The following is a 24025-nucleotide window of genomic DNA, read 5'->3' on the forward strand; positions in this document are numbered from 1 at the left end:
GTCCTGACGGCTCGCTCAATCCGACGAGCAGACGATCGCGGTCAGAAACGGGAACGCCTGCTTGACGGTCGCGTCGCTTCCGGCCTTGCGCACGGCTTCCTCCACCGCACTCTTCGTGCCGCGTACCACGACGCCGTAGGCCCAGTCGCCGATCGGCGTGCCGTCGCCCGGACGGAAGATCGGGTCGTTCGCTTGATAGCCCAGCACGACATAGACGCCGAAGCCGTACGCCGTCAGCGAGCGGTTCGTGCGGAATGCGTTCACGGAATTCGATTCGACGTGCATCGGCTCCGACTGGATGTCGCCGGCGGCGAGCAGCGGCGCGACGAACTTGTGGCCGGTCGAATGGCAGTCGAGCGCGTCGTCGAGCGCTTTCGCCGACGCGGGGCCGGCGGTCGCGAGCACGAGCAGCGACGCGCAGAGGGCGGTTTTGACGATGTTGTTTTTCATGCGCGGATGCGGGTTGTTCATACGCATTATCGCGTGTTCCCGGAAGTGTCGCGCGCGGGTGCGGGCAGGGCCGGAGCGTTGTCGCGTCGGTGCCCCAATGAATCCCTACAATGAACGGAAGTGCGTGAGCCGGGAATCCGTGCGGGCGGCGCAGGGCCCAGAAACGGAAAAGGGGCTACGGTATTAACCGTAACCCCTTGATTCCTTGGTCGGAGCGATAGGATTCGAACCTACGACCCTCTGATCCCAAATCAGATGCGCTACCAGGCTGCGCTACGCTCCGACGAGCCAAAGATTATATCGTTGCATGATCGATTCGGTCAATCGCGACATGCGGGTAAATGCCGCGGCGGCGAACCGACCGCGATTTGCGACAATCCACGGGATGATCGGCCGGCCGCGACGCATGCGTGCGCGGACGCTCGCCGAAGCAAGGAGAACATCATGATGAACCTGATCCTGTGGCGTCACGCCGAAGCCGAAGACTATGCGACCAGCGATCTCGCGCGCCAGCTGACCGTCCGTGGCCGCAAGGACGCGCAGGCGATGGCCAAATGGCTGCGCGGCAGGCTCGAGACGAACAGCGTGATCCTCGCGAGCCCGGCGGCTCGCACCGTGCAGACGGTCGAGGCGCTGACCGACCAGTACCGGACCGTCGACGCGCTCGCACCGGGCGGCAGCGTTGACGACGTGCTGGCAGCGGCAGGCTGGCCGGACGGCATCGCGCCGACGGTCGTGATTGTCGGGCACCAGCCGACGCTCGGCAGCGTCGCCGCGCAATTGATTACCGGCAGCGACGACAGCTGGAGCGTCAGGAAGGGCGGCATCGTGTGGCTCGCGAGCCGCACGCGTGACGGCAGTCGGCAGGCGGTATTGCGGGCGGTATTGACGCCGGAACTGGTGTGAATCGCGGCTGAATAGGTTTGAAGGGATTGATCATACGGTTTCGCAAGCTTTCTGCTAAAGTCAATTCGGCGACACGTCATTGAAAGGACACGGTCGTGCCACATAACGGTCACGGCCGGTTACTACATTGGCGGGCATGTCGCCTTATTCCTTACGACCAGGAAAGCCTAATGCGAGAACTGCCGACGCCTACGCTCCCTTTTGCCTCGCTGCCCCTCGACACGTCGCGGCGCCACCTGCCGCGCGCCAGTGAAACCGTCACATCGGAGTATCGCCTGCGCGCCGCATGGGCGCGTACGGAAGACGAATTGCGCGAAGCCCAGCGCCTGCGCTACAGCGTGTTCGCCGAAGAGATGGGCGCGCAGGTCAGCGGTCCCTCCGGTCTCGACGTCGATCCGTTCGATGCGTACTGCGACCACCTGCTGGTGCGCGATCTCGACACGCTGAAAGTCGTCGGCACGTACCGCGTGCTGCCGCCGCACCAGGCGGCGCGGGTCGGCCGCCTGTATGCCGAGGGCGAATTCGACCTGTCGCGCCTCACGCACCTGCGCGGCAAGATGGTCGAGGTCGGCCGCTCGTGCGTGCACAGCGACTACCGCAGCGGCGCGGTCATCATGGCGCTGTGGGGCGGTCTCGGCGCGTACATGATGCAGAACGGCTACGAGACGATGCTCGGCTGCGCGAGCGTGTCGATGGCCGATGGCGGCCACTATGCGGCGAACCTGTACCAGTCGCTGTCGGCAGGCTCGCTGACGGCGCCCGAGTACCGCGCGTTCCCGCACACGGCGCTGCCGGTCGACGAACTGCAGACGGGTACCGTGGTCGCACCGCCGCCGCTGATCAAGGGCTACCTGCGTCTCGGCGCGAAGATTTGCGGCGCCCCGGCCTGGGATCCCGACTTCAACTGCGCGGATTTCCTGACGCTGTTCCGCCTGTCCGACATCAACTCGCGCTACGCCCGCCACTTCCTGGGCTGAACCGTCCGAACCGCGGCGCGCCCGCATCCGGATGCGCGCAAGCGAACGCCGTCGCGCGCCATTGGTCATGCGACGGCGTTCGTGCATTCGGCCCTGATAATTTCCGCGGTATGCGATTGCCGGCGTGCCACGGGATGGCACGTTTCAGGACGGCCCGGATCGTCGATACGGGCCGGACTGCGGGGCGGCTCGCTCAGTGCTTGCGCCGCCAGTCGAGCAGGTGATGTTCCGCCATCCAATGGTGGATCATCCCTTCGCCGCCATGGCTGCGCTTGTATTCGCGCGACTCGAAGTACGACAGCGCGACCAGCACCATCAGGCCAATGAACAGGCCGATCAGGCCCGCAATTTCTTCAGACGACATGGCAGCCTCCTTTCCACGGCACAGCGCCATGCGTACATAGTAGGACATGCGCGGCACGACCCTGAAACCGGATTTCCGCTAGACTCGGCGCGGTCCCGGCGCGCGATGGGCGCACCGTTTTCCGGAGCCACACCCGATGACCCGTTTCATGCTGGCCGTGCTGGCCGCATCCCTGCTTGCCGCCTGCACCAGCGATCCTCGCCAGGCCCGTCGCGGCCACCCGCCGGAAGACCCGGCCGACTATCACGGCGTGCCGACCGACATGACGCCGCCGTCGATGCTCGACGCGCCGCCGCCGAAACCGACGCAGTAACGACAGGGTTCGCCGTCACGCGCGGGCGGCGGACGCGGCGTGTGCGTCGGCGCCGATGCGCCGCAGCAGCCCGGGCAGGTAACGCGCGAGCGTCGCGCCGCGCGCGGCCATGAACAGCAGCAGCGCGAACCACAGACCGTGATTGCCGAACGTGCCGACGGCCGCGAACGTGGCAACAATGAAGATCGAGAGCGACACGACCATCGCGCGCATCAGCGATCGCGTTTGCGTCGCGCCGATGAAGACGCCATCGAGCAGGAAGCCCCAGACCGACACGATCGGCGAGATCGCAGCCCACGGCAGATAGCGCAACGCGACGGCGCGGATCTCGGCCTGGTCGGTCAGGCGCGCGACGATCCAGCCGCCCGCCGCCCAGTAGGCGAGCGCGAACAGCAGCGCGCCGAGCGCCGACCAGAGCAGCGTGACGCGCACGGCCTGCCGAAAGGCGCGGCGGTCGCGCGCCCCGGCGGCCGCACCGACGAGCGCCTCGGCCGCATGCGCGAAGCCGTCGAGGCCATAAGCCATGAAGGTCTGGAAATTCAGCAGCAGCGCGTTTGCCGCGAGCGTCGCGTCGCCTTGTCTTGCGCCGAGGTGCGCGAACCAGCCGAACGCGCCGAGCAGGCACAGCGTACGCAGGAAGATGTCGCGATTGAGCGCAACTAGGCGCTTGAGCGCGGCGCGCTCGGCAAGTGCGCGTACCGCGATCGGCGCAAGACCGCGCGGGCGCAACCGCCACAGCATCCACGCACCGAGCGCGAAGCCGCAAGCGTCCGCGGTGGCGGTCGCGGCGCCGATGCCGGCGCTGCCCCAACCGAAGCCGTACACATAGAGCAGGACGGCACCGATGTTCACCGCGTTGATGAACACCTGCGCGACCAGCGCCAGCCGCACACGCTGTACGCCGAGCAGATAGCCGAGCACGACGTAGTTCGCGAGCGCGAATGGCGCGCTCCAGATCCGCGCATGACTGTACGCGAGCGCCGTCGAGCGGACGGCGTCGCTGCCGCCGAGCGCGGACAGTGCGAACGACAGCAGCGGCACCTGCAGCGCGAGCACGGCGCTACCGAGCGCGAACGCGACGATCAGCGCGCGCAGCAGGTTCAGGCGAATACCGGCGGTGTCCCCGGCGCCGTGCGCCTGTGCGACGAGGCCGGTCGTCCCCATCCGCAGGAAGCCGAAACCCCAGAACACGAAATTGAAGAACAGCCCGCCGAGTGCGACGCCGCCGAGATACTGCGCGCCGTCGAGGTGGCCGGCGACGGCCGTGTCGACGGCGCCGAGGATCGGCTGGGTCAGGTTCGCCAGGACGATCGGGAAGGCGAGCGCGAGGACGCGCCGATGCGTGACGGTGGCCGAACCAGCGCCGGCTCCGTGCGCTAACGCGGATTCGGACATGGCGGACGCGTCAGGCGCGTTCCTGCACGCAGACCCACGGCGAGACGACGACCGCCCACAGCTCCGGGTTGCGCGCCGCGTAGTCGGCGGCGGTCTCGGCGGGCATGCGCGCGACGAGACCGGCCGACAGCCAGCGCGTGACCTGTTCGGCATCGTCGCTGGCGACGGCTTCCGCGACGCTGACGAGATCGAGGTCGCGCGCGACGGACAGCAGCTTGCCCTGCGCGAAGAAGCGTTCGAGATCGCACCAGTCGATCTTCGCGGTTTCGCCGAGGAGTTTGGCGTAGAGCGGGCTGTGCGACGCGCCCGCGGCGGATGGCTGATCTGAGGACATCGTTTTCTTGGAAAAACTGCGTGGCGCCACTATAAACCATCCGGCCGCACGGGCCGAGCCGGAGGTGAGCGGCCTACGCGTCGCGCAACGCGCGGCGCACGATCTTGCCGGTCGCGGTCATCGGCAGGCTGTCGACGAACGCGATCGCGCGCGGGTATTCGTGTGCGGCGAGCCGCGTGCGCACGTGGGCCTGCAGCGCGAGGACAAGCGTGTCGTCACCGACGTGGCCGGGGTTCAGCACGACGAACGCCTTGACGATCTCGGTGCGCGTCGCGTCGGGCACGCCGACGACGGCCGCCATTCGCACCGCCGGATGCGTGAGCAGGCAGTCCTCGATCGGCCCCGGGCCGATCCGGTAGCCGGCGCTCGTGATGACGTCGTCGTCGCGGCCGACGAAGCGCACGAAACCGTCGGCGTCGAGCGTGCCCGTATCGCCGGTCAGCAGGTAGTCGCCCGCGAACTTGTCGCGCGTCGCATCCGGGTTGCGCCAGTATTCGAGGAACATCACCGGGTCGGGGCGGCGTACCGCGATGCGACCTTCGACGCCCGGCGGCAGCGGCGTGCCGTCCGCGTCGACGATCGCGACCGCATGACCGGGTACCGCCTTGCCGATGGCGCCGGGCCGCGCGTCGAACAGCGCCGCGCAGGACGACAGCACCATGTTGCACTCGGTTTGCCCGTAGAACTCGTTGATCGTTACGCCGAGCGCGTCGCGCCCCCAGGTCGTCAGTTCGGTGCCGAGCGATTCGCCGCCGCTCGCGACCGATTTCAGCGACAGCGCATGGCGTTCGCGCGGAGCCGCTACGGTGCGCATCAGCTTTAGCGCGGTGGGCGGCAGGAACGCATGCGTGACGCCGTGCCGCGCCATCAACGCAAACGCCGCGTCGCCGTCGAACTTCTCGAAGCGGCGCGCGAGCACCGGCACGCCGTGATGCCACGACGGCAGCAGCACGTCGAGCAGGCCGCCGATCCATGCCCAGTCGGCCGGCGTCCAGAACAGGCGTGCATCGCGCGGGAAGCATTGCTGCGACATCTCGACACCGGGCAGGTGGCCGAGCAGCACGCGATGGGCGTGCAGCGCGCCTTTCGGTTTGCCCGTCGTGCCGGACGTGTAGATGATCACCGCCGGATCGTCGGCGGCCGTATCGGCCGGCACGAACTCCGGCGTTTCGGCGGCGAGCGCCGCGTCGTAACGCAGCACGCCCGGCGCGTCGGGCGCATCGTCGCCGACGCAGTAGACGGTACGCAGCGTGGGCAGCTGCGCGCGCAGCGGCGCGATTTTCGCGTAGCCGGCCGCGTCGGTGACGAGCGCGGCGGCCCCGCTGTTCGCGAGCCGGTATTCGAGTGCATCGACGCCGAACAGCGTGAAGAGCGGCACCGCGATCGCGCCGAGCTTGTACGCCGCGAGATGCGCGACAGCCGTTTCGGGACCCTGCGCGAGAAAGATGCCGATCCGGTCGCCGCGTTGCAGGCCCGCACGCGCGAGGCTGTTCGCGAAACGGTTAGAGGCATTCTTCAGATCGTCGAACGTCATCCGAAACACGTCGCCTTGCGCCGTTTCGTAGATCAGCGCGAGGCGTCCGCTGCCGTCGGCCCATTTGTCGCAGACGTCCACGCCGATGTTGTAGCGCGCCGGAATGTTCCACTGGAAGCGGGAGAGCAGGTCGTCGTAGCGGTCGGCGGCGGGCAGCATCGATTGTCTCCTGGGTGTCGATCGTGGCGTCGGGCGCACGGCTTACATCAGGTTTTCACGCAGACGAATCCACAATGGGGTCTGCTGATAGGGAATGCTCGGGCTCGTCCAACGGCCGACGCTCGGTGCACGATTCCGGAATGACGCATAAGATCACGACAAAACAGTGATGTGACCATGGATTTGCTTCTGATAGCTGCGGGGTTCAGCCTGATCGGAATCGGTGCGCTGGTGGCGTTTGCCAGTCACGTCGATCCGTTGTCCGGCCGTTTCACCGGACGTCTGCGCAAGCGCTGACTCGACCATTCCCGTTTTTCGCCGCGACGGCACGCGATGCGCGCCGGCATCGCGTGTCGTCCGTTGGTCGCTCAGCGGGCCGGCAGGTAACGAGACGGGTCGATCGACCGGCCGCCGTAGCGCAGCTCGAAATGCAGCGCGACGCGATCGCTGTCGCTGTTGCCCATCTCCGCGATCGACTGCCCCTGCGTGACCGACTGGCCTTCCTTCACCAGCAGCGCGCGGTTGTGCGCGTAGGCGGTCAGGTAGTCGGCGTTGTGCTTCAGGATGATCAGGTTGCCGTAGCCGCGCAGCCCGTTGCCGGCATAGACCACGACACCCGGCGCGGCCGCGACCACCGGCGTGCCCGGCGCGTTCGCGATGTCGATCCCCTTCGATTTCGAGCCGTCGAACGTGCGCACCACGTTGCCGGCCGCCGGCCAGACCAGCGCGATGCTCGTGGCCGGTTTCACGGCCGATTCGACCGGCGCGGAAGGGGCCGGGCGGGCGCGTCCCGCACTGCCGGTGCCGGTGGTCGACGGCGTCGATGCGGTGGCCGTGCCGGGCGGCGGCGCGACGCGCAGCACTTGACCGACTTCGATCGCATCGGGGTTCGCCATCTGGTTCCAGCGCACGATGTTCTGTACCGACGTGCGGTTGTCGCGCGCGATCTTGTAGAGCGTGTCGCCACGCTCGACGCGATAGAACCCGGGGCCGACGGGCGCGGAGCCGCACGCGACGAGCAGGGCCGCGCAGGCGGCCGCGAAGAGTCGCTTCGTTGTTGTTCCGAACATTGAACCTCGCAAAACCCCGCCGCGCGTGACGCGGCAGGCAACACAAAACGTCCGATTTTAACGGGTTCGACCCGAGCACCGCAGTTTCGTGCCGCTGCCGGGGCCCTTGCGCGCCCGTTCGGCGCGCCGATCAGCCGGCGAGCGGCCGCACGCGAATGCGCAGCGCGGCCGTTTCGGTCGCGCCCGGCGCAAGCATGCGCAGCCCGAGGCCGTTGTGGATCGCATCGGGCAGGCCGAGCCACGGCTCCACGCAGTAGAAGTCGGAATCCGGCTTTTCGGTCCAGGTCGTGACTGCGTACCAGGGGATCGAGCCCGGCGCGTCGAGCGCGATCTCGATCGTGCGGCCGCGGCCCGGCATCACGATGCGCACTGGCGCGGACGGTTCGCCGTCGAGGCAGTGGAAGCGGTCGAGGATGTCCGGATTGTCGAGGCGGTAGCGGGCTTCGCCGGGTTCGAGCGGGCTGATCGAGCCGTCCGGACGCTGCTGGCAGCTGCGGGTCGGCGGCAGTTCGAGGGTGGTTTCCGCGCGTTCGCCATGCGGCAGCGCGAAATAGAAATGATGGCCGGCGTAGTAGGGCAGCGGCGTGTCGCCGCGGTTGGTCGTCGTCAGCGCGACGTCGAGCGTATGCGCGTCGGCCAGCCGGTAGGTCGTCTCGAACCGGAAGTCGAACGGGTAGCTTGCGCGCAGGGCGTCGTTCGCGTCGAGCGTCATCGACAGCGCGGCACCGTCGGCGGACGGATGCGCGTCGAACGGCAGGTCGCGCGCGAAGCCGTGCATCGGCAGATCGCGGACCACGCCGGCGGCGTCGCGCCAGCGGCCGAGTGCTCCGTCGACGCGGTGGCGGCCGAGGAACGGAAACAGCAGCGGATTGCCGCCGCGCACGCGTGCGAGGTTGCTCCAGTCGGCCGTTTCCGGCCAGAAGATGACCGGTTCGCCGTCGACGTGCCAGGACAGCAGGCGGCCGCCGAATTGCGGAGCGACCCGGACGAGCGACGGGCCGGCGTGAAGTTCGTGGATATCGTGTTGCTGGAAGATCGGCATGGCGAATCGGGTTGGGCGGGTGGACGGAGCAACGCGCGTTCCATTATCGGGCCGCGGCTGCTCGGGGAAAACCCTTCTCGGGAAATTGCGAGTTTTTAACATTGTCAACGGTCGGGATAATGCCTCTAAACCGGTGATGTTGCCGGGTCATGACACTTCGTGGAGGGGGCCATGGATCTGGCAATGGCAATGGGTATCGCACTGTTCGGCATGTTCACTGGCAGCACGGTATTATTTTTCTATCAGCTCGGCCGCTGACGGCAATTCCTGCCGAAGTCGACAGGCCCGCCATGCGAATGGCGGGCTTTTTGCTTTCTGGGCCCTTACAAATTGCAAGCGTTTGTGTGCATTGCCGCAATAACCTGCCAAATGCCTTGGCGCGGTAATCCTGGCTCGGCATAATCGGGGCGCGTTTTTCGGACGCGCATCGCGTCGTCCGTCTTTCTCCCCGCTTAATCTCGACTAAAAGGACCGACGCGTGAGCCTCTGGTTTCTGGTATTCCTGAGCGTCCTGCAGGGCGTCACCGAACTCTTCCCCGTCAGCAGCCTCGGCCATACGTTGCTGGTGCCGGCGCTGTTCGGCATGCATATCGACAAGCACGCGCCGCAACTGCTGCCGTTCCTCGTGGCGCTGCACCTCGGCACCGCGCTCGCGCTGCTGTGGTACTTCCGCGCGCGCTGGATCGCGCTGATCGGCGGCTTCTTCGCGCAGCTCGGCGGCCGCAAGAACGACGACGGCCACCTGATGTGGGCGCTCATCATCGGGACGATCCCGACCGGCATCGTCGGGCTGCTGCTCGAGAAGCGTATCGAACGCGTGTTTCATGACCTGCGGATCGTGGCGATCGCGCTGATCGTGAACGGCGTGCTGCTGTGGCTCGGCGATCGCATCCAGCGCAGCCGCGCGCACCAGGCGCCCGAGAAGATGACGTTCAAGCAGGCGTTCTTCGTGGGTCTCGCGCAGATCGGCGCGCTGATTCCGGGTTTCTCGCGCAGCGGGCTGACGATGATCGCCGGCAATGCGGCCGGGTTGACGGCCGAGAAGGCGGCGGAATTCTCGTTCCTGCTCGGCACGCCGATCATCTTCGCGGCGGGCGTGCTCGAGCTGCCGAAGCTGTTCCATGCGCGCGACCAGCTCGCCGACGCGCTGCTCGGCGGCGTGCTGACGGCGATCGCCGCGTACCTGAGCGTGCGATTCCTGATGCGCTATTTCGAAGGGCGCGGCCGGCTCGCGTCGTTCGGCGTGTATTGCGTGATCGCCGGCGTGTTCTGTCTCGGCTGGTTCATGCTGCATCCGCAGCCGGTTTGACGCGGTGATGGCTCGCTTCGCGTGATGTGGCGCGATGATCGGGTATAATTTCGGGCTCGGTTTCGTACCGGGCCCGTTTTGTTTCGGGGCTTTGAGTCTGGCGGCGCAGTTGTCGCAGCTGCTCGAGAGCCCGGCGCGGAATGCGGTCCGTGGCAGGCCGTGTCTTTTCTCCCCGACCGCCCTTAGCTCAGTTGGATAGAGCAACGGCCTTCTAAGCCGTAGGTCACACGTTCGAATCGTGTAGGGCGGGCCAGTCAAGTCAAGCACTTACATTCGCGCTCTCGCTGCATCAGCCATCGATCGGTCGTCCATGTGACCGTGGTGTAACCGGATTTGGGTAATCGATGGCGGCTCGTGACGCTCCGGGATCCAACGCTTGAGCCGCTCATTCTCCGATTCCAGTTCCTTGAGCCGGCGGACATCCGTCACATCCATGCCGCCGAATTTGTCGCGCCGACGATAGAACGTCCGTTCCGAGATGTTGTGGCGCCTGCACAGATCCTTCGCATGTTCGTCCGGGCGCTCTGCCTCGCGCAAAATTCGAATGACCTGTTGGTCGGTAAATCGCTTTTTCAGCGAGTTCTCCTTGCCGCTAGAGTAAAAAAGAACTCGCTTGCCGAATGGCTGCAAGAAGCGTCCCAGGTCACGGCACTGGATGCCGGGCAAGCCCGCTTCAGCGTTCGTACAGGGATCGGAAATCCGGCTCGTGATCAACGAGCAGCGTTTCGTTCAATTCAGTCTCGACGAGTTGGGTCGCGTGATGGATCGACCTTTTACCCCGTACGTGCCAATTCCCTGCTTCGTACAGATCGCGTTGGTCACGCGGGAGAGGCCGTTGCGGGACTGCGACGCGGTGAACCCTCCACCGGTACCCAGCCGCATATTAGATAAGCGGACGGACAAGGGTATCAGCAAGGAAATTGCAACGAAATTTCAGGTATCTTTCGCTGGCAAACGTTTTGTCCTACAGTAGCGGGGCCTCACGCTGGCGAGCCAGTTGGGGACAGAACCTGAGACGAAAATAAAGGGAATTCAAATGAGTTTCGCCCCGAATGGCGGTATTCCGGCCGGTTCCGGCGGGAATCTGTTGGGCTCGCTGAGCGCGCTCGGCGGCCTTGCCGGGCCGGTTGCGTCCACGGTGGCAGGCCAGATCGGCCCCCTCGCCGGTGTCGCAGGTCATATCGACACCGTGCAACGTGCCGTCCAGCTTGCGCAGACCGGCTTCTCGCTCATGAACAAAACGCCGGCCGCGATTGCGGATGCGCTCAACAATGCGGTCGGCGGCGTTGCTCGGCTGACTCAGCTAAATCGATACGTGACCATCGACTCGCCGCTCGGTTCGGACGTGTTGCTGGTCAGTACCGCGGTCATCGATGAGCACGTCAATCGGTTGCCGGAGATCCACCTGGATTTGCTGTCACACCAGCATGACCTGGTACCCGATCAGCTGATCGGTCAACCGATCAAAATCCGATTCGATGAGAGCGCGCGGCAGTCCACGCTGGAGCGTATCGTCTCGTCAGGGGGGGCCGACGGCATCCGCTACTTCGACGGCTACGTCACGTCGTTCGATCGGGCCGGCAATCCGGGCAAGGTGACGCAATATCAAATGACGGTGGCGCCGTGGTTCTGGTTTTTGACGCGCTCGACCGACTGCCGGATTTTTCAGAACAAGACCGCTCAGGACATCCTCACCGAGATTTTCCAGGATCACGGGTTCACCGACTTCGAGTTCGATATCCGGACCGCACAGAAGCCGCTCGAATACATCGTGATGTATCAAGAGTCGTACTACAACTTCTGTGCGCGTCTGATGGAGCAGGAAGGCCTGATCTGGACGCACCGCTACGAGAAGGAAAAGCACTTCCTTGTCATCGGCGATACGAATTTCGTTTTCCGCCCGATCGACGGGCTGGCCAACCTGCCATATGCCGCCAGCGCGGCGAGTGAAGACAACGGCATCGACCAGTTGCATGAAGGCCGACGTTTCGGTGTCGGCAAGATCGCTTTTCGCGACTTCAATCACCAGAACCCATCGTCGCCGCTGATGCTGGCGCAGGCAGAGCCGGAGAATCTCCGCCATGCGGGGCTCGAGACAACGGAGCGTTTCGAGCACCAGTCGTTGTTCGACCACGGTGATGATGGCGACCGTTACGCGCGCATTGCGATGCAGGCAGAAGAAGCGAGCGCGCATCGGTATACGGGCAGCGGCTATGCGTGGCGGATGACGACTGCAGGCAGCGTGACGGTGACGAACCATCCAGTCATGGCCAACAATCAGGAATACGCCATTCTGCACGTTCGCCACGAGGCCGTGAACGACTATACGGAACACAACGCAAAACTGCCGTACCGCAATACATTTTCTCTGCTCCCGAAGAAGTTTCCGTACCGTTCGCCCAGAAATACCCCGAAGCCCGTCATCCACGGCACCCAGTCGGCAATTGTGGTCGGCCCGAAGGGCGAGGAAATTCATACGAACGGCAGTGCGGTCAAGGTGCACTTCCTGTGGGATCGCCGCGGCAAGCTGGACGGCTCGGATTCGATGTGGATCCGCGTGTCCCAGCCGTGGGCGGGTGACGGGTGGGGGGCGGCTGCCATTCCACGGATCAAACAGGAGGTCCTGGTCGCGTTTAACCAGGGAGACCCGGACAATCCGGTCATTGTGGGCCGCGTCTACAACGGCGAGCAGGGCAATCCTTATCACGGGGCTGCCGGGCAGACGATGGGGATCAAGAGTCAGACGCACAAGGGGGCCGGCTCGAACGAACTGCGGTTCTCCGACGTGAACGGTGCGCAAGAAGTCTTTCTGCATGCGCAGAAGGATATGAACACGGTCATCAAGGATTCGGAAACGCACACGGTCGAAGCCGGCGCGCGCACGGTGTCGCTGCTCAAGGGCAGTGAGACGAAGCAGATCGCGCAGGGCGGATTGAAGGAAACCATCGCGCTGACTCGCGACACCACGGCGAACGTGATCAATACCAAGGCCATCGCGAGCAAGGCCGGCCCCGGCATGCAAAGCCACCAGGCGAGCGACGGCATCGAGCACCGTGTCGGCGACGGCGTCGTGACGATGACGCCGGACAGCATCAAGCTGACCTTCGGACCGTCCACGATCGTCATCAATGCGAATGGCATCTATCTCGACGGGCCGGTCATCCACCTGAATCGCGGCAGCGCGCAGTCCGCGGAACAGGCGCTCGCGCTCGAGTGGGCCGCGGAACAGGCGACGATCGCGAAGGGGCTGGCGAGCCCCGATCCGGCGACGCGCGCGGCGGCGGCCAAGCTGGCGAGTTCGCTGAAGGCGCAGCAACTGGCGAAACTCGCGGACCACGTGTATCACCCGAACGATCCGCCGCCGACCGGGTGGAAGATGGCGACCAACGATCCGGAGGCGTTGAAGGCTTTCGGGCTCAAGCCGAGCGACTTCGAGAAAAGCGGTAGCAACTTCGGGTCGCAGATGTATATCCCGGATCCGAAGGTCTTTGGCGACAGCATGAAGCCGACGGTGGCGTTCAAGGGGACCCAGCAGCTCTTCGGCGAAGACATGAGCAACAACATGGCGCAAGGTCTTGGCGCCGATGCGCCGTATTACCGCAATGCGGTCACGATCGGCAAGAACATCGAGACCACCGGCGCGTCGGCCGGCGTCGATTTCACCGGGCATTCGCTCGGCGGCGGCCTGGCGTCCGCTGCAGCCGAGGCCAGCGGCGGTTCGGCGGTGACCTTCAATGCTGCCGGCCTCAATCCGGAGACGGTCGCGCAATACGGCGGGACCGCCCAGGCGGCCAATATCACGGCCTATCGCGTCGACGGGGATATCCTGACCGGCCTGCAGGAAGGCCGACTCGGGCCGATCAGCGACGGCACGGCGGCGCTGATGCCGAAGGCGGTTGGCAGCCCCGTCACGCTCGACGGTGAAAGCGTGACCACGGTCGGCCGTCACCTGATGGGTGACGTGACGAACGGGATCAACCAGCAGGTCGCGAAGGATCAACTCGACCTGGCCTCCCAACTGAATTCATCTCACTGATGCGATACAAGAAAGCGATAACCGCCGGCGCGATTGCCGCACTCGTTGGAGTGTCCTCGCCGCTCTGGTGGCCCACTCAAGCTCAAGGGACGAACATGACTGGCTTCAAGCGTTACGCACCGGAGGATTTTTTTTCGGGGCAGCAACTTACGTTGGCTCAGGCCATTCATGACGGCGATCTCGGCCGCGTTCAGCAGCTCGCGCCGAAGACTGATCTGAATGCGCCGGGCGCGAAGAATACGACACTGCTGTCGTATGCGGTGCAGGAGATCGTGCCGGTCAAGAACGATGCATCGAACCCGCGCTACCAGATCATTTCGGTGCTCCTGAAGAATGGGGCTGATCCGAAGGCGCCTGTCGGTGCAAATGGCGGCTCGGTTGCGGATATTGCGCTGCGGGCAGACACACCGAACCTGCTTCGCGTGCTGCTCAATGGCGGGCTCGATCCGAACTGGCTGTACAACGGCGACACGCCGATGATTTTTGCAGTGTCGGAGAACCGGCTGCTGCCCCAGTTGAAGCTGCTGATCGAGCACAAGGCGAACGTGAACGCTCGCGATTCGCTCGGGAAGACGGCACTTTTCGAGGCGACGATGATTCAGCAGTGGGACATCGTCGATTATCTGCTCGCGCACGGCGCGGATCCGAAGATTGCCAGCCAGCTCGGCGTGTCGTACGGGTGGGTGCTGCAGAACGAGTTGAAGAACCATACGACCGCGGATTCCCCGGCGCGTACGCGTATCGAAGAGATTCGTCGCAAGATCGTCACGGCCGGCGCGCCGTGGCCGCCGCTCGATCCGAAGGCGCAACGGGCAGCAATGCGCGCCCGCGGCGAGAAGGTCGTGACGCCGGCCGGTCAGACGGATTGAACGCTCGCGCGACTGTTGAAGCGTCGTGCAATGGATGCGGGAAATGACGAACGTTTTTGATTCGACACCGCGTGTCAGGCGAGAGATAGTCCTCGGCGTATCGGGGGGGCTGTACGTCCTCTCGCTTACGATGCCGGCGATGTATTTCGAAAAAGAAGCGTCGCTTAGCGGGTTGTCGGTTCTCGCCCAGGGCTGGTGGGGAGTGTTCATGCTCAATCCAGCATGGCTCGCCAATCCGCTTTACGTGGTTGCGGCCGTCCAGCTCGCCCGGAACCGGTATACCCGCGCGAGCCAGTTTTCGGCCGCTGCGCTCGCGTGTGCGCTCTGTTCACTGTTCACGACGAAGTGGTACTTCAACGAAGCGGACGCGACGCCGATATCCGGCTACGGCGTTGCATTTTATGCGTGGCTCGTCGCGCATATCGTGTTGCTCACGGGCAGCTTGCGCTTGTGCCGGGAAAGCACCGTCGCGCCACGGTGAAAATGAATGTCGGCGCCTGTGGATGCTGATTTCGACCCATTCCAACAACTACACATCACGAGAGAACTCGCATGACGGATTCCGAAAACCGTATCCGGATTCACGAAGGCAGCATCGTGCTGCCGAACGGTTTCGAGGATCGGACGACCAACCTCTTCGTGCCGGTCGATACGGCCGCACAGCCGAACCTCAGTGTCGCACGCGACTGGCTCAAGGACGGAGAGGCCCTTGCGCCGTATATCGATCGTCAGATCGCGCTGCTCAAATCGCGGTTGCAGGGACACCGGGTGCTTTCGCGCCAGGCTGAACGGCTTGGGCCTGAAATTGATGGACTGCCCGGGGAGCGCATCGACGCTGCCTATCGGAACGGTCCGAAGACCGTTTTTCAACGGCAAGGTGCATTCATTGTTGCCCCGGGGCGCGTGCTGATCTTTACCGCATCGAGCGCGAAGAGTTTCGGCGAAACGCTCGACGCATTGTGGCGCAACTGGCTCGACGGATACCGTCCGGCAGAACAAGAGTCGGCATAACAACAGCAAAGGACAACCATCGTGTACGAAGCCGCACGAGTCACTGATCCGATCGATCACACCAGCGCGCTTGCGGGCTTTCTGGTCGGAGCCGTGCTGGGCATTGCCCTGATCGCCGCAGTCGCCTTCGCCACATTCACATGCGGATTCGGCGTGGCGTTGCTGGCGGGGATGATGGCCGGTATCGGAGCGCAGGCTCTCCTATCAATAGGGGAGTCGATCGGCAAGATGTTCAGCTCGCAATCCGGCAACATCATCACCGGTTCATCCGACGTGTACGTCAACTCCATGTCGGCGGCCTATGCGACGCTGAGCGGCGTGGCTTGCAGCAAGCACAATCCCATCCCGCTTGTCGCGCAAGGCTCGACGAACATCTTCATCAACGGGCGGCCCGCGGCGCGAAAGGACGACAAGATCACCTGCGGCGCGACGATCGCCGACGGTTCGCACGATACGTTCTTTCACGGCGGCACGCAGACCTATCTGCCGGTCGACGATGAAGTACCGCCGTGGTTGCGCACTGCGACGGAATGGGCGTTCGTGCTGGCGGGGCTGGTTGGCGGGTTGGGCGGGTTGTTGAAGCAGGCGGGCGGACTGTCGCGGGCGGTCTTGCCGTGTGCTGCGAAGTTCATCGGCGGGTACGTACTGGGTGAGGCTTTTGGGCGTTATGTTGCCGGACCCGCGATCAACAAGGCGATCGGCGGGTTGTTCGGCAATCCGGTAGATGTCACGACCGGAAGAAAGATCCTGTTGGCGGAATCGGAAAGCGACTTCGTGATCCCGAGCCCGATGCCGGTCGCGATCAAGCGGTTCTATTCCAGCAGCATCGACTATGCGGGGACACTCGGGCGCGGCTGGGTGGCGCCGTGGGAGCTTCGTTTACATGCCCGGGACGGACGTCTCTGGTACACCGACGCGCAAGGACGTGAGAGCGGATTTCCTTTGCTGCGGGCCGGGCAGGCGGCTTTCAGCGAAGCTGAGCAACGGTATCTAATCTGTACCCCGGACGGGCGTTACATCCTGCACGACCTCGGCGAGACGTATTACGACTTTGGTCAATACGATCCAGATTCCGGCCGTATTGCCTGGGTGCGCCGCATCGAGGATCAGGCGGGACAATGGTGCCAATTCGAACGTGATAGCCGCGGCCGCGTCACCGAGATTCTGACGTGCGGCGGTTTGCGTGCCGTGCTCGATTACGAGCCGCAGCATGAACGGCTGGGTTCGGTCACGCTTGTGCATGGCGAAGAGCGTCGATTGGCTGTCGCTTACGGATACGACGAAAACGGGCAGTTGGCGTCGGTGACTGACGCGAATGGGGCGGTCGTACGGCGATTTACTTACGTCAATGGCCTGATGACGAGTCACACGAACGCACTGGGTTTTACGTCATATTACGTGTGGTCGATGATCGACGGGCAGCCGCGGGTTGTCGCGACACGCACCAGCGAAGGCGAGGAGGCGACGCTCGAATACGACATCGATGGTCGTCAAACCCGTGTTCGGTACGCCGATGGCCGCACTGCGCACTGGCGCTTCGACGCACAGTTCCAGATTGTCGAGTACACCGACTTCGACGGCGGACTCTACCGGATTAAGTACAACGACACTGGCATGCCGGTGATGCTGATGCTACCGGGTGAGCGCACCGCCGAGTTCGAGTACGACGACGCAGGTAGGATTGTCGTTGAGACGGATCCACTTGGCCGTACGACTCGCACTCGTTACGACGGCAACAGCATGCGGCCCGTGGAAGTTGTCGGGGCGGACGGCGGCGCCTGGCGCGCGGAATACGATCCACAAGGCCGGTTGCTGTCGACCAAGGATCCGCTTGGCCACGAGAATCGCTACGAGTATCCGAAGGGATTGACCGCGTTGCCGATCGCACATATCGACGCGCGTGGCGGACGCAAGAGGCTCGAGTGGAATCGTCTCGGAGAATTGGTTGCCTATACCGACTGCTCAGGTAAAACCACGCGCAGCAGTTTCGACGCGTTTGGACTGCCGCTTGCGCGGGAGAACGCCCTGGGGCAGCGCGTCGCATATGACGTACGTCCGACCGGCGAGCCACGTCGCATCACGTATCCCGATGGCAGCACGGAAACTTTCGAATACGATGCGGCTGGGCTCGTCGTGCGGCATGTCGGCCTCGGAGGACGGATACAGCAGTCACTGCGCAATGCCCGCGGTCAACTTGTCGAAGCGATCGATCCTGCCGGACGACGGACCCGCTATCACTATGACGTAGCGGGGCGCCTGCGCGAACTCCAGCAGGACCACGCACGCTACGTGTTCACGTACAGCGCGGGCGGCCGTCTTTTGACCGAAATGAGGCCCGATGGTGTCCAGCGGCGATTCGAGTATGGCGAAGGCGGAGAATTGCTTGCTGTGGACATCGTGGGCTCGCCGGACCGTCATGCGACGGCGGATCGGCCGATCCGTACGATTCGATTCGAACGCGACCGGATGGGTAACCTGAAGGTCCAGCATACGCCGACCGACGTTACCCGTTACGAGCGTAACAAGAATGACCAACTGGTGAAGGTCGAACGTACACCGACGGCCGCCGGTACGGCACTCGGCATCACGGCGAACGTGGTGCGTTTCGAGTACGACAAGGTTGGTCGTCTTGTCGCCGAGCACGGTGCGAATGGCGACGTTGAATACGACCTTGATGAACTGGGCAACGTGATATCGCTTGCGCTGCCCAACGATCAGACGCTCCGGATGCTGCGTTATGGCTCCGGTCACGTTCATCAGATCCGTTGCGGTGATCAGGTGGTGAGCGACTTCGAGCGTGACGACTTGCATCGCGAGATCGCGAGAACGCAGGGAAGGCTGACTCAGCGTTTTGCCTACGATCCGCTTGGCCGAAGAGTCTGGCAGTCCGCTGGCTTCCAACCGGACGCACTCGGTCGAGGACGCGGGCAGTTGTGGCGTAACTACGGCTACGACGCGTCAGGCGAGCTGATCGAGACCAGCGACTGCCTGCGTGGCAACACGCAGTACAGCTACGATCCGGCCGGACAGCTGACACGTCGTGTGAACACCATGGATCGCGAGCTCGAGGAATTTGCCTGGGATGCCGCTGGCAATATGCTCGACGGCGCACAGGGTAAGAGTCGCGGATACGTCGAAGGCAATCGTCTGCGGATGTGGCAGGACATCCGCTTCGAATACGATCCGTTCGGCAATCTGGCGACGAAGCTTCGCGGAGCCAACCAGCAGCAGCGCTTCACATACGATGGGCAGGACCGGCTGATCATGGTGCGCACGGAGGACGCGCGTCGTGCGGTCGAAACGCGCTTCCAGTACGATTCTCTGGGCCGACGTATTTCGAAGACCGATACCACTTTCGACGTGCGTGGCGTGAAACTGCGCAGCGAGACGAAACGGTTCGTATGGGAAGGCTTGCGCCTCGCGCAGGAAGTGCGCGAGACAGGCGTGAGCAGCTACGTGTACAGCCCCGATGATCCGTACTCACCGGCTGCCCGCGTCGATGCGGTGATCGCGGAGGCCCTGGCCGCGGCCGCAATCGATACGGCGAAGCGCGCGTCGCGGATTTATCACTTCCACACGGATCTGGCAGGGGCGCCGCAAGAGGTTACCGACGAGGCTGGCGAGCTGGCCTGGGCGGGGCAATACACGGCGTGGGGCAAAGTCGAGCCGAGCAAGCGGCAGCTCGCCACCGCGCGGACAGATCAGCCGCTGCGCTATGCCGGTCAGTATGCCGACGAAAGTACGGGGCTACACTACAACACGTTCCGGTTCTATGATCCGGACGTGGGACGGTTCATCAATCAGGATCCGATTGGGTTGGTGGGCGGCGACAATTTGTACGCGTACGCATCAAACCCATTGACCCGAGTCGATCCGATGGGGTGGTGTTCCACAAAGCTCGGGGAAAATATGGGGGCTCGCCCGCATGACGGTATGGCGAACCACCATCTGATTCCTGAAGAACTCATGAAGCACCCTGACTTTGCGGCTATGTTCAGCCGGTTGCGCGGGATGGGATTCGATGGCGATGGTGCGTCTAATGGCATATTCCTGCCCGGTAGCTCCAAGCTTGCCCAAACGCTGGAGCTCCCAGGGCATTGGTCGAACCACGGGCAATACACTGCGGCCATTGAAACTGAGCTAACGAAACTTAACCAACAATTCCTGGCGGGCCGTCTCAGTGATACGCAACTTGTGCTCGGTGTCGGGCGCATTCAAAATATGGCGAGAGAAGGATTGGAGTCCGGTAAATATTTGGTTGATGCAATAACGGGAAGGTTACTTTGATGAATGCACGTTTCTTTGTTGTTAAATACCGCGCTGGAGACCCAGGCTGCCCTCCATACCTGTCGGGAGAATTGAACCGTGCTGAATGGGAGTGGCCGATGTATGTCGCTGATCCGTTTGGCGTCGATGTAAAGCATGAATATATTTTCACACTATCAGATCCATCGATTTCGATTGATTTCGATTTCTACGGAACGCAAACGAATTACGTGTCAAAAGAGTTTTTGGCCGCATGTGAAAAATTGGGAGTTAGATATAGGGTGGTCCCCATTGGTATCGTTGCGGGTGGAAAGCCGGCGGGTAATAAGGCGTATTCAATTTTCTTGCCGGCAGATCATGAGTCTCTGCTTGATCGACAAAAGTCGGACTATTCCGAGGACCGGGATCTGGAAACAAAAGAGGTCGCCGAGAATAAGTTGTTTCCAGGGACTCCAATGTATAGTTGGATCAAAACCTTCATTCCGCGCGACGACTGTGCTAGCAATCTTTTTAGATGTACCGAAACAATGGAGCTGGTATGTAGTCAGGAGTTTAAGTCGGAAGTGGAGCGATGCGCATTGAAAGGTATTGATTTTTCGCCGATCGATGAAAGCTATTCCTATGACCCTTGGGGTGAGGCACCGTAGGCCGCTACTTATCTGGGTGCTATGATTTGGATGTGAGGCAATGTGTGAGTGACGTTTACGGTTTGAGGCAGGATGAAGCATTTCAGCCTCTCGTTCAAGTCGATGATGACAGTGAAATCGCATATGACAAGAGCGTAGCTATACGAGCAACCGCTCTCTGTGGGCGGGGGTTTGGCCAAGACTATGGCCCCGTTAAGCTTACGTGGGGCACTTCGCGCAGAAAAAAGACCAGCGACGTTCATACGATACTATCTCCGTTTCTCGTGTTTAGTGAGAGGGCGCTTGATGTGTTGGCGCCGGTACTTCGTGACAGCGGGGAGATATTGCAGGTCGAGGCCCCGATAAAAGACATGTTCGGATTTCATGTAACCCGGGTGATAGAGAATGCTGTCGATTTGGACGCGTCGAAATTCAAGATTTACCCTCAGGCAACGGTTTTTAATAAAATATATCTTCTGAGGAGCTGTATCGAGGGGATTGATATATTTCGCTTAAAAGAAAGCCCTGCAACAGTATTTGTATCCGAGCATTTCAGGGGGCTTGTGGAACAGAATAAGTTAAAGGGATTCAATTTTGGAGAGATTATTTCGCAATCTGATAAATAGGATTGCTCAACTCTCGGTGACCGATCAGAGTATGGTGCGGATAGCCTCGCTTTCGCGAGAGTAACTTGTGAAATCATACGTTGGAGGCGACTTCTCGGCCTCCATGCGCGTGACTGATCCTGCCTCGTTTTCACGTACAGCAACTCATGCGGCGATCAAGCTGGCCTCGTAGTCGACGGGGGGTAAGGAAGTCGATTGAGGTATGCAGGTGTTGTCGATTGTAATAGCCCTCGATCCAATCGTCGATATCCACACGGGCGTTGGCACGCGTTTCGTAGTGAGTCTGGTAGATTCTTTCGGCCTTCAGCGTCTTGAAGAAACTCTCCATCCGGCGCGCGACTGGCGTATTGGGTGGATTCAACCGGTCGTCGCAACACCTTAATCCAGGAGGTGTTTCATGGGTCGTCCATCGAAGTGGATACAACAGTTGACGAGGCGAGGAGCGATGCGCAAGCCAGGTGCACCATCGCTTCGGCACGAGGTTGAGCGCCAGTCTTGAGAGCAGGTTGCGACCGGAATCACAAGCGAGAAGGCTGCTGTGGCAGTTGGCGTGTCCCAGGCGGCAGGGACACGCTGGTTTCGCGAGCGTGGCGGTATGCCGTTGTTCATGGCAAGTCCAATATCCGGCAGGTAGAGGGTGCCTCGAATAAGCAGAAACCTGTCGGCATAAACAATCCTAACAAGGATGTTTATTTGTCTGCGGCGGACGAACATTTGGCGGAAAAATCAAATGTACCGAAGGGCGGGAAGGGAGTGATGGGGTGTTGAAAAAGATAGTCTGGTCGGAGAACTCAATATTCAATGTGAAGTTGAGTGAGAATTTGTTTACGATTGCGCAGATGCGATGTAATCATCTAATGCAATTTTTTGACGTAAGTAGTGAAGATGGTGCTTGGTCTGGAGTGGACCTAAATACTGTTCCTGAGTTATTTTCGATTTATGTTGCGGAAAATAAGTTAAAGCCAATTCTGGTTGAGAAAATCGACGAAAGCCGAGTTGCTCCTAATCTCAGACCGGCTCCAAAGCTTATGTTGAGTTTGAGAATTGATGGCTCCGGCGAGTTTGGCGCTGATTTGATTGAGCTAAGTGACACTTACTCTGTTGACGGGAAAAAAATCGTCAAGCAGAAACTTTCTTCTCAGGAGGACCTGGATTCCATCCGGCGCTATGAATTGGCTGGAATGGTGGGCGATCCGAACAAGATCAAGGGCAGGCTGTTAATGTTTTTTGAGAGTGGAGTGAACTGGGACGATTCAAAATATTTTATCTTTAAAGATATACGGCCACCACATGCAATAAGGAATTAGCGGGGTGTGATCTCTCGATTGAATGGGAGGGCGGGACGTGGTTCTTTGCTGTATTGTTCGGTATTGGTCAGCCATCCTTGCTTAGATCAGCAAATACTCGGTGTGAGTAGGTTTGTGACCCTGAACCAGAATTAGTCCCGGTCGGAAGTGGAGATTTCCGGCTTGTTGACCCTGAACCAGAATTAGTCCCGGTCGGAAGTGGAGATTTCCGGCTTGGTTGAGTTGTCAGGCGAGGCGGATTCCCTTGCCTGACGGGCGAATTCGGCGGGCGTCATCCACTGCAATGCAGAGTGGGGACGCACCTCGTTATAGTACGTGCGCCAGTCGTCGATTTTGCTCTGCGCGTCGGCCAATGACAAGAACCAATGCGCGTTCAGACATTCTTGCCGGAAGCGCCCGTTGAAGCTTTCGACCTTGGCGTTGTCAGTAGGCGTGCCCGGCCGGCTGAAATCCAGTTCGACGCCATGTTCATACGCCCAGCGATCCATTGCCTTCGAGATGAACTCGCTGCCGTTGTCGACCTTGATCGTGGCAGGGTGCCCGCGCATGGCGGTGATACGCGTCAGCGCTTCGACCACATGCTCTCCCTTCAGGCTTTGTCCAACCTCGATGGCCAGGCATTCCCGTGTGTAGTTGTCGACGACGGTCAGAGTCCGAAGGCGTCGCCCATCGAACAGTGCATCCGCAACGAAATCCATGCTCCAAATTTCGTTGATCGCGGTCACGATATGCTTGGGCTGTCGCAGCCGAGCCGATTTGTTACGTCGTGGTCGCTTATGCCGCAGTGAAAGGCCCTCCGCCCGATACAGCCTGTAGACGCGCTTGCAGTTATCTCGCCAGCCTTCCCGTCGCAGGACCACGTGAACGCGCCGATACCCATAGTGCACGCGCGTGGCGGTGATCTCCTTGATACGCATGAGCAGCGCCGACGAATCACGCGCAACCGACTGATACCGATACAGCGAACGAGACATGCCAAACAACGCGCAAGTCTTCGTCAGGCTGGTTCGATAGCGATCACGCAATTCATCGATCAACATGCGCCGACGGGCAGGCTTCAGAGCTTTTTTGCGAGTACATCCTGCAGCATGGCCTTGTCCAGGCTCAGGTCCGCCACGAGCCGCTTCAACTTCGTGTTTTCCTCTTCGAGCTGGCGCAAGCGGCGCAACTCAGAAGGCCCCAGCCCTCCGAATTCCTTCTTCCAGTTGTAGAAAGTCGCCTCGCTTATTCCGAGTTTGCGGCAGATCTCCTCGACCTTCGTACCCAGCTCGGCTTGCTTCAGGGCAAATGCGATCTGCTCTTCCGTAAACTTGCTCGTCTTCATGGCATGGCCTTCGTGTCCGCGTGGACACATCATGCCGAATTTCTCTACTTTTGCACCGGACTATTTCTTGGGTCAGGGTCAAGAGCTCATGGTGTTGATTATGGTGA

At 61.9% G+C, this 24025-nt stretch carries 20 protein-coding genes, 2 tRNA genes and 3 pseudogenes; 14 read left to right on the top strand and 11 right to left on the bottom strand.

From position 1 onward, the window contains the following. Positions 1 to 15 precede the first annotated feature (15 nt). A complete protein-coding gene (locus tag WJ12_RS06440; RefSeq protein ID WP_059557062.1) occupies positions 16 to 450 on the bottom strand; it encodes a hypothetical protein in 435 nt (144 codons plus the stop codon). A 206-nt stretch (positions 451 to 656) separates the two neighbouring features. Beyond that, positions 657 to 733: transfer RNA gene (locus tag WJ12_RS06445), tRNA-Pro, on the bottom strand. Between the two features lie 161 nt (positions 734 to 894). Between WJ12_RS06445 and sixA the strand changes: the two genes are divergently transcribed. Both sixA and WJ12_RS06455 read left to right on the top strand, forming a co-directional pair. After that, the gene (gene sixA, locus WJ12_RS06450; protein ID WP_034186762.1) at positions 895 to 1356 is read left to right on the top strand and encodes a phosphohistidine phosphatase SixA; all 462 of its coding nucleotides are present in this window, start codon (positions 895 to 897) and stop codon (positions 1354 to 1356) included. A 170-nt stretch (positions 1357 to 1526) separates the two neighbouring features. Beyond that, entirely contained in the window at positions 1527 to 2333 is an 807-nt protein-coding gene (locus WJ12_RS06455) for a GNAT family N-acetyltransferase (protein WP_034186675.1), read from the top strand. Between the two features lie 193 nt (positions 2334 to 2526). Here WJ12_RS06455 and WJ12_RS35815 read toward each other — a convergent pair whose 3' ends face one another. Then, positions 2527 to 2697, bottom strand: coding sequence for a hypothetical protein (locus tag WJ12_RS35815; protein WP_162840567.1), 171 nt, complete (start codon positions 2695 to 2697; stop codon positions 2527 to 2529). Positions 2698 to 2833: 136 nt separating this feature from the next. On the opposite strand from WJ12_RS35815, the gene WJ12_RS36330 reads away from it, so the two are divergent. Beyond that, complete coding sequence (locus WJ12_RS36330; protein WP_167361866.1) at positions 2834 to 3010, top strand: hypothetical protein; 177 nt, start codon at positions 2834 to 2836, stop codon at positions 3008 to 3010. A gap of 15 nt (positions 3011 to 3025) precedes the next feature. On the opposite strand, the gene WJ12_RS06460 is transcribed toward WJ12_RS36330, so the two are convergent. From WJ12_RS06460 to WJ12_RS06480, 5 genes are all read right to left on the bottom strand, one after another. Next, positions 3026 to 4405 (bottom strand): MATE family efflux transporter, encoded by a 1380-nt coding sequence (locus tag WJ12_RS06460; protein ID WP_059557051.1) that lies wholly within the window; start codon positions 4403 to 4405, stop codon positions 3026 to 3028. A 10-nt stretch (positions 4406 to 4415) separates the two neighbouring features. Then, entirely contained in the window at positions 4416 to 4739 is a 324-nt protein-coding gene (locus tag WJ12_RS06465; protein ID WP_034186677.1) for a DUF2288 domain-containing protein, read from the bottom strand. Between the two features lie 73 nt (positions 4740 to 4812). Further along, positions 4813 to 6432, bottom strand: a complete 1620-nt coding sequence (locus WJ12_RS06470; protein WP_059557050.1) for an acyl-CoA synthetase — start codon at positions 6430 to 6432, stop codon at positions 4813 to 4815. 368 nt (positions 6433 to 6800) lie between these two features. Next, a complete protein-coding gene (locus tag WJ12_RS06475) occupies positions 6801 to 7502 on the bottom strand; it encodes a peptidoglycan DD-metalloendopeptidase family protein (RefSeq protein ID WP_034186679.1) in 702 nt (233 codons plus the stop codon). A 130-nt stretch (positions 7503 to 7632) separates the two neighbouring features. After that, on the bottom strand, positions 7633 to 8544 hold the full coding sequence (locus WJ12_RS06480) for an aldose epimerase family protein (RefSeq protein WP_059557049.1): 912 nt from the start codon (positions 8542 to 8544) through the stop codon (positions 7633 to 7635). 478 nt (positions 8545 to 9022) lie between these two features. Between WJ12_RS06480 and WJ12_RS06485 the strand changes: the two genes are divergently transcribed. Both WJ12_RS06485 and WJ12_RS06490 read left to right on the top strand, forming a co-directional pair. Then, the gene (locus WJ12_RS06485) at positions 9023 to 9853 is read left to right on the top strand and encodes an undecaprenyl-diphosphate phosphatase (RefSeq protein WP_021157259.1); all 831 of its coding nucleotides are present in this window, start codon (positions 9023 to 9025) and stop codon (positions 9851 to 9853) included. A 176-nt stretch (positions 9854 to 10029) separates the two neighbouring features. Continuing rightward, positions 10030 to 10106: transfer RNA gene (locus WJ12_RS06490), tRNA-Arg, on the top strand. 104 nt (positions 10107 to 10210) lie between these two features. Here the strand turns inward: WJ12_RS06490 and WJ12_RS34470 are convergent. Further along, positions 10211 to 10429 (bottom strand): annotated as a pseudogene (locus WJ12_RS34470) (transposase); the annotation flags it as partial. Positions 10430 to 10889: 460 nt separating this feature from the next. Here WJ12_RS34470 and WJ12_RS06500 point away from each other — a divergent pair. From WJ12_RS06500 to WJ12_RS34480, 7 genes are all read left to right on the top strand, one after another. Continuing rightward, positions 10890 to 13889, top strand: a complete 3000-nt coding sequence (locus WJ12_RS06500) for a type VI secretion system Vgr family protein (protein WP_034186681.1) — start codon at positions 10890 to 10892, stop codon at positions 13887 to 13889. Then, positions 13889 to 14758 carry an ankyrin repeat domain-containing protein gene (locus tag WJ12_RS06505; RefSeq protein WP_034186682.1) on the top strand — a complete coding sequence of 290 codons (870 nt, stop codon included), beginning with the start codon at positions 13889 to 13891 and terminating at the stop codon, positions 14756 to 14758. The genes WJ12_RS06500 and WJ12_RS06505 overlap by 1 nt, the downstream gene beginning before the upstream one ends. A gap of 43 nt (positions 14759 to 14801) precedes the next feature. Next, on the top strand, positions 14802 to 15239 hold the full coding sequence (locus tag WJ12_RS06510) for a hypothetical protein (protein WP_059557061.1): 438 nt from the start codon (positions 14802 to 14804) through the stop codon (positions 15237 to 15239). A 71-nt stretch (positions 15240 to 15310) separates the two neighbouring features. After that, positions 15311 to 15769, top strand: coding sequence for a DUF1795 domain-containing protein (locus WJ12_RS06515; protein WP_034186683.1), 459 nt, complete (start codon positions 15311 to 15313; stop codon positions 15767 to 15769). A 21-nt stretch (positions 15770 to 15790) separates the two neighbouring features. Next, positions 15791 to 20056, top strand: coding sequence for an RHS repeat-associated core domain-containing protein (locus tag WJ12_RS06520; RefSeq protein ID WP_059557048.1), 4266 nt, complete (start codon positions 15791 to 15793; stop codon positions 20054 to 20056). Next, complete coding sequence (locus tag WJ12_RS35820; RefSeq protein WP_124609340.1) at positions 20056 to 20682, top strand: hypothetical protein; 627 nt, start codon at positions 20056 to 20058, stop codon at positions 20680 to 20682. The genes WJ12_RS06520 and WJ12_RS35820 overlap by 1 nt, the downstream gene beginning before the upstream one ends. Before the next feature lie 44 nt (positions 20683 to 20726). Next, positions 20727 to 21287 (top strand): imm11 family protein, encoded by a 561-nt coding sequence (locus WJ12_RS34480; protein WP_082744659.1) that lies wholly within the window; start codon positions 20727 to 20729, stop codon positions 21285 to 21287. 144 nt (positions 21288 to 21431) lie between these two features. Here WJ12_RS34480 and WJ12_RS34485 read toward each other — a convergent pair. Further along, positions 21432 to 21615, bottom strand: a pseudogene (locus WJ12_RS34485) (IS3 family transposase); the annotation flags it as partial. A gap of 90 nt (positions 21616 to 21705) precedes the next feature. On the opposite strand from WJ12_RS34485, the pseudogene WJ12_RS34490 reads away from it, so the two are divergent. Together WJ12_RS34490 and WJ12_RS35825 are read left to right on the top strand one after the other, a co-directional pair. Continuing rightward, positions 21706 to 21918: pseudogene (locus WJ12_RS34490) on the top strand (IS30 family transposase); the annotation flags it as partial. Positions 21919 to 22144: 226 nt separating this feature from the next. Then, a complete protein-coding gene (locus WJ12_RS35825) occupies positions 22145 to 22594 on the top strand; it encodes a hypothetical protein (RefSeq protein WP_156444748.1) in 450 nt (149 codons plus the stop codon). Between the two features lie 182 nt (positions 22595 to 22776). Here WJ12_RS35825 and WJ12_RS06525 read toward each other — a convergent pair. After that, a protein-coding gene (locus WJ12_RS06525) for an IS3 family transposase (protein ID WP_156444747.1) occupies positions 22777 to 23918 on the bottom strand; the annotation gives its coding sequence in 2 pieces (ribosomal slippage) (positions 22777 to 23666 and positions 23666 to 23918; 1143 coding nt in all). Positions 23919 to 24025 lie beyond the last annotated feature (107 nt).

It is taken from the genome of Burkholderia seminalis, from assembly GCF_001718535.1.
Lineage (GTDB): Bacteria > Pseudomonadota > Gammaproteobacteria > Burkholderiales > Burkholderiaceae > Burkholderia > Burkholderia seminalis.

What these genes read in the sequence shown, in the direction of transcription:
- WJ12_RS06440 (WP_059557062.1), bottom strand. Translation starts at nt 450, where the DNA reads ATGAAAAACAACATCGTCAAAACCGCCCTCTGCGCGTCGCTGCTCGTG.
- sixA (WP_034186762.1), top strand. Translation starts at nt 895, where the DNA reads ATGATGAACCTGATCCTGTGGCGTCACGCCGAAGCCGAAGACTATGCG.
- WJ12_RS06455 (WP_034186675.1), top strand. Translation starts at nt 1,527, where the DNA reads ATGCGAGAACTGCCGACGCCTACGCTCCCTTTTGCCTCGCTGCCCCTC.
- WJ12_RS35815 (WP_162840567.1), bottom strand. Translation starts at nt 2,697, where the DNA reads ATGTCGTCTGAAGAAATTGCGGGCCTGATCGGCCTGTTCATTGGCCTG.
- WJ12_RS36330 (WP_167361866.1), top strand. Translation starts at nt 2,834, where the DNA reads ATGACCCGTTTCATGCTGGCCGTGCTGGCCGCATCCCTGCTTGCCGCC.
- WJ12_RS06460 (WP_059557051.1), bottom strand. Translation starts at nt 4,405, where the DNA reads ATGTCCGAATCCGCGTTAGCGCACGGAGCCGGCGCTGGTTCGGCCACC.
- WJ12_RS06465 (WP_034186677.1), bottom strand. Translation starts at nt 4,739, where the DNA reads ATGTCCTCAGATCAGCCATCCGCCGCGGGCGCGTCGCACAGCCCGCTC.
- WJ12_RS06470 (WP_059557050.1), bottom strand. Translation starts at nt 6,432, where the DNA reads ATGCTGCCCGCCGCCGACCGCTACGACGACCTGCTCTCCCGCTTCCAG.
- WJ12_RS06475 (WP_034186679.1), bottom strand. Translation starts at nt 7,502, where the DNA reads ATGTTCGGAACAACAACGAAGCGACTCTTCGCGGCCGCCTGCGCGGCC.
- WJ12_RS06480 (WP_059557049.1), bottom strand. Translation starts at nt 8,544, where the DNA reads ATGCCGATCTTCCAGCAACACGATATCCACGAACTTCACGCCGGCCCG.
- WJ12_RS06500 (WP_034186681.1), top strand. Translation starts at nt 10,890, where the DNA reads ATGAGTTTCGCCCCGAATGGCGGTATTCCGGCCGGTTCCGGCGGGAAT.
- WJ12_RS06505 (WP_034186682.1), top strand. Translation starts at nt 13,889, where the DNA reads ATGCGATACAAGAAAGCGATAACCGCCGGCGCGATTGCCGCACTCGTT.
- WJ12_RS06510 (WP_059557061.1), top strand. Translation starts at nt 14,802, where the DNA reads ATGACGAACGTTTTTGATTCGACACCGCGTGTCAGGCGAGAGATAGTC.
- WJ12_RS06515 (WP_034186683.1), top strand. Translation starts at nt 15,311, where the DNA reads ATGACGGATTCCGAAAACCGTATCCGGATTCACGAAGGCAGCATCGTG.
- WJ12_RS35820 (WP_124609340.1), top strand. Translation starts at nt 20,056, where the DNA reads ATGAATGCACGTTTCTTTGTTGTTAAATACCGCGCTGGAGACCCAGGC.
- WJ12_RS35825 (WP_156444748.1), top strand. Translation starts at nt 22,145, where the DNA reads ATGCAATTTTTTGACGTAAGTAGTGAAGATGGTGCTTGGTCTGGAGTG.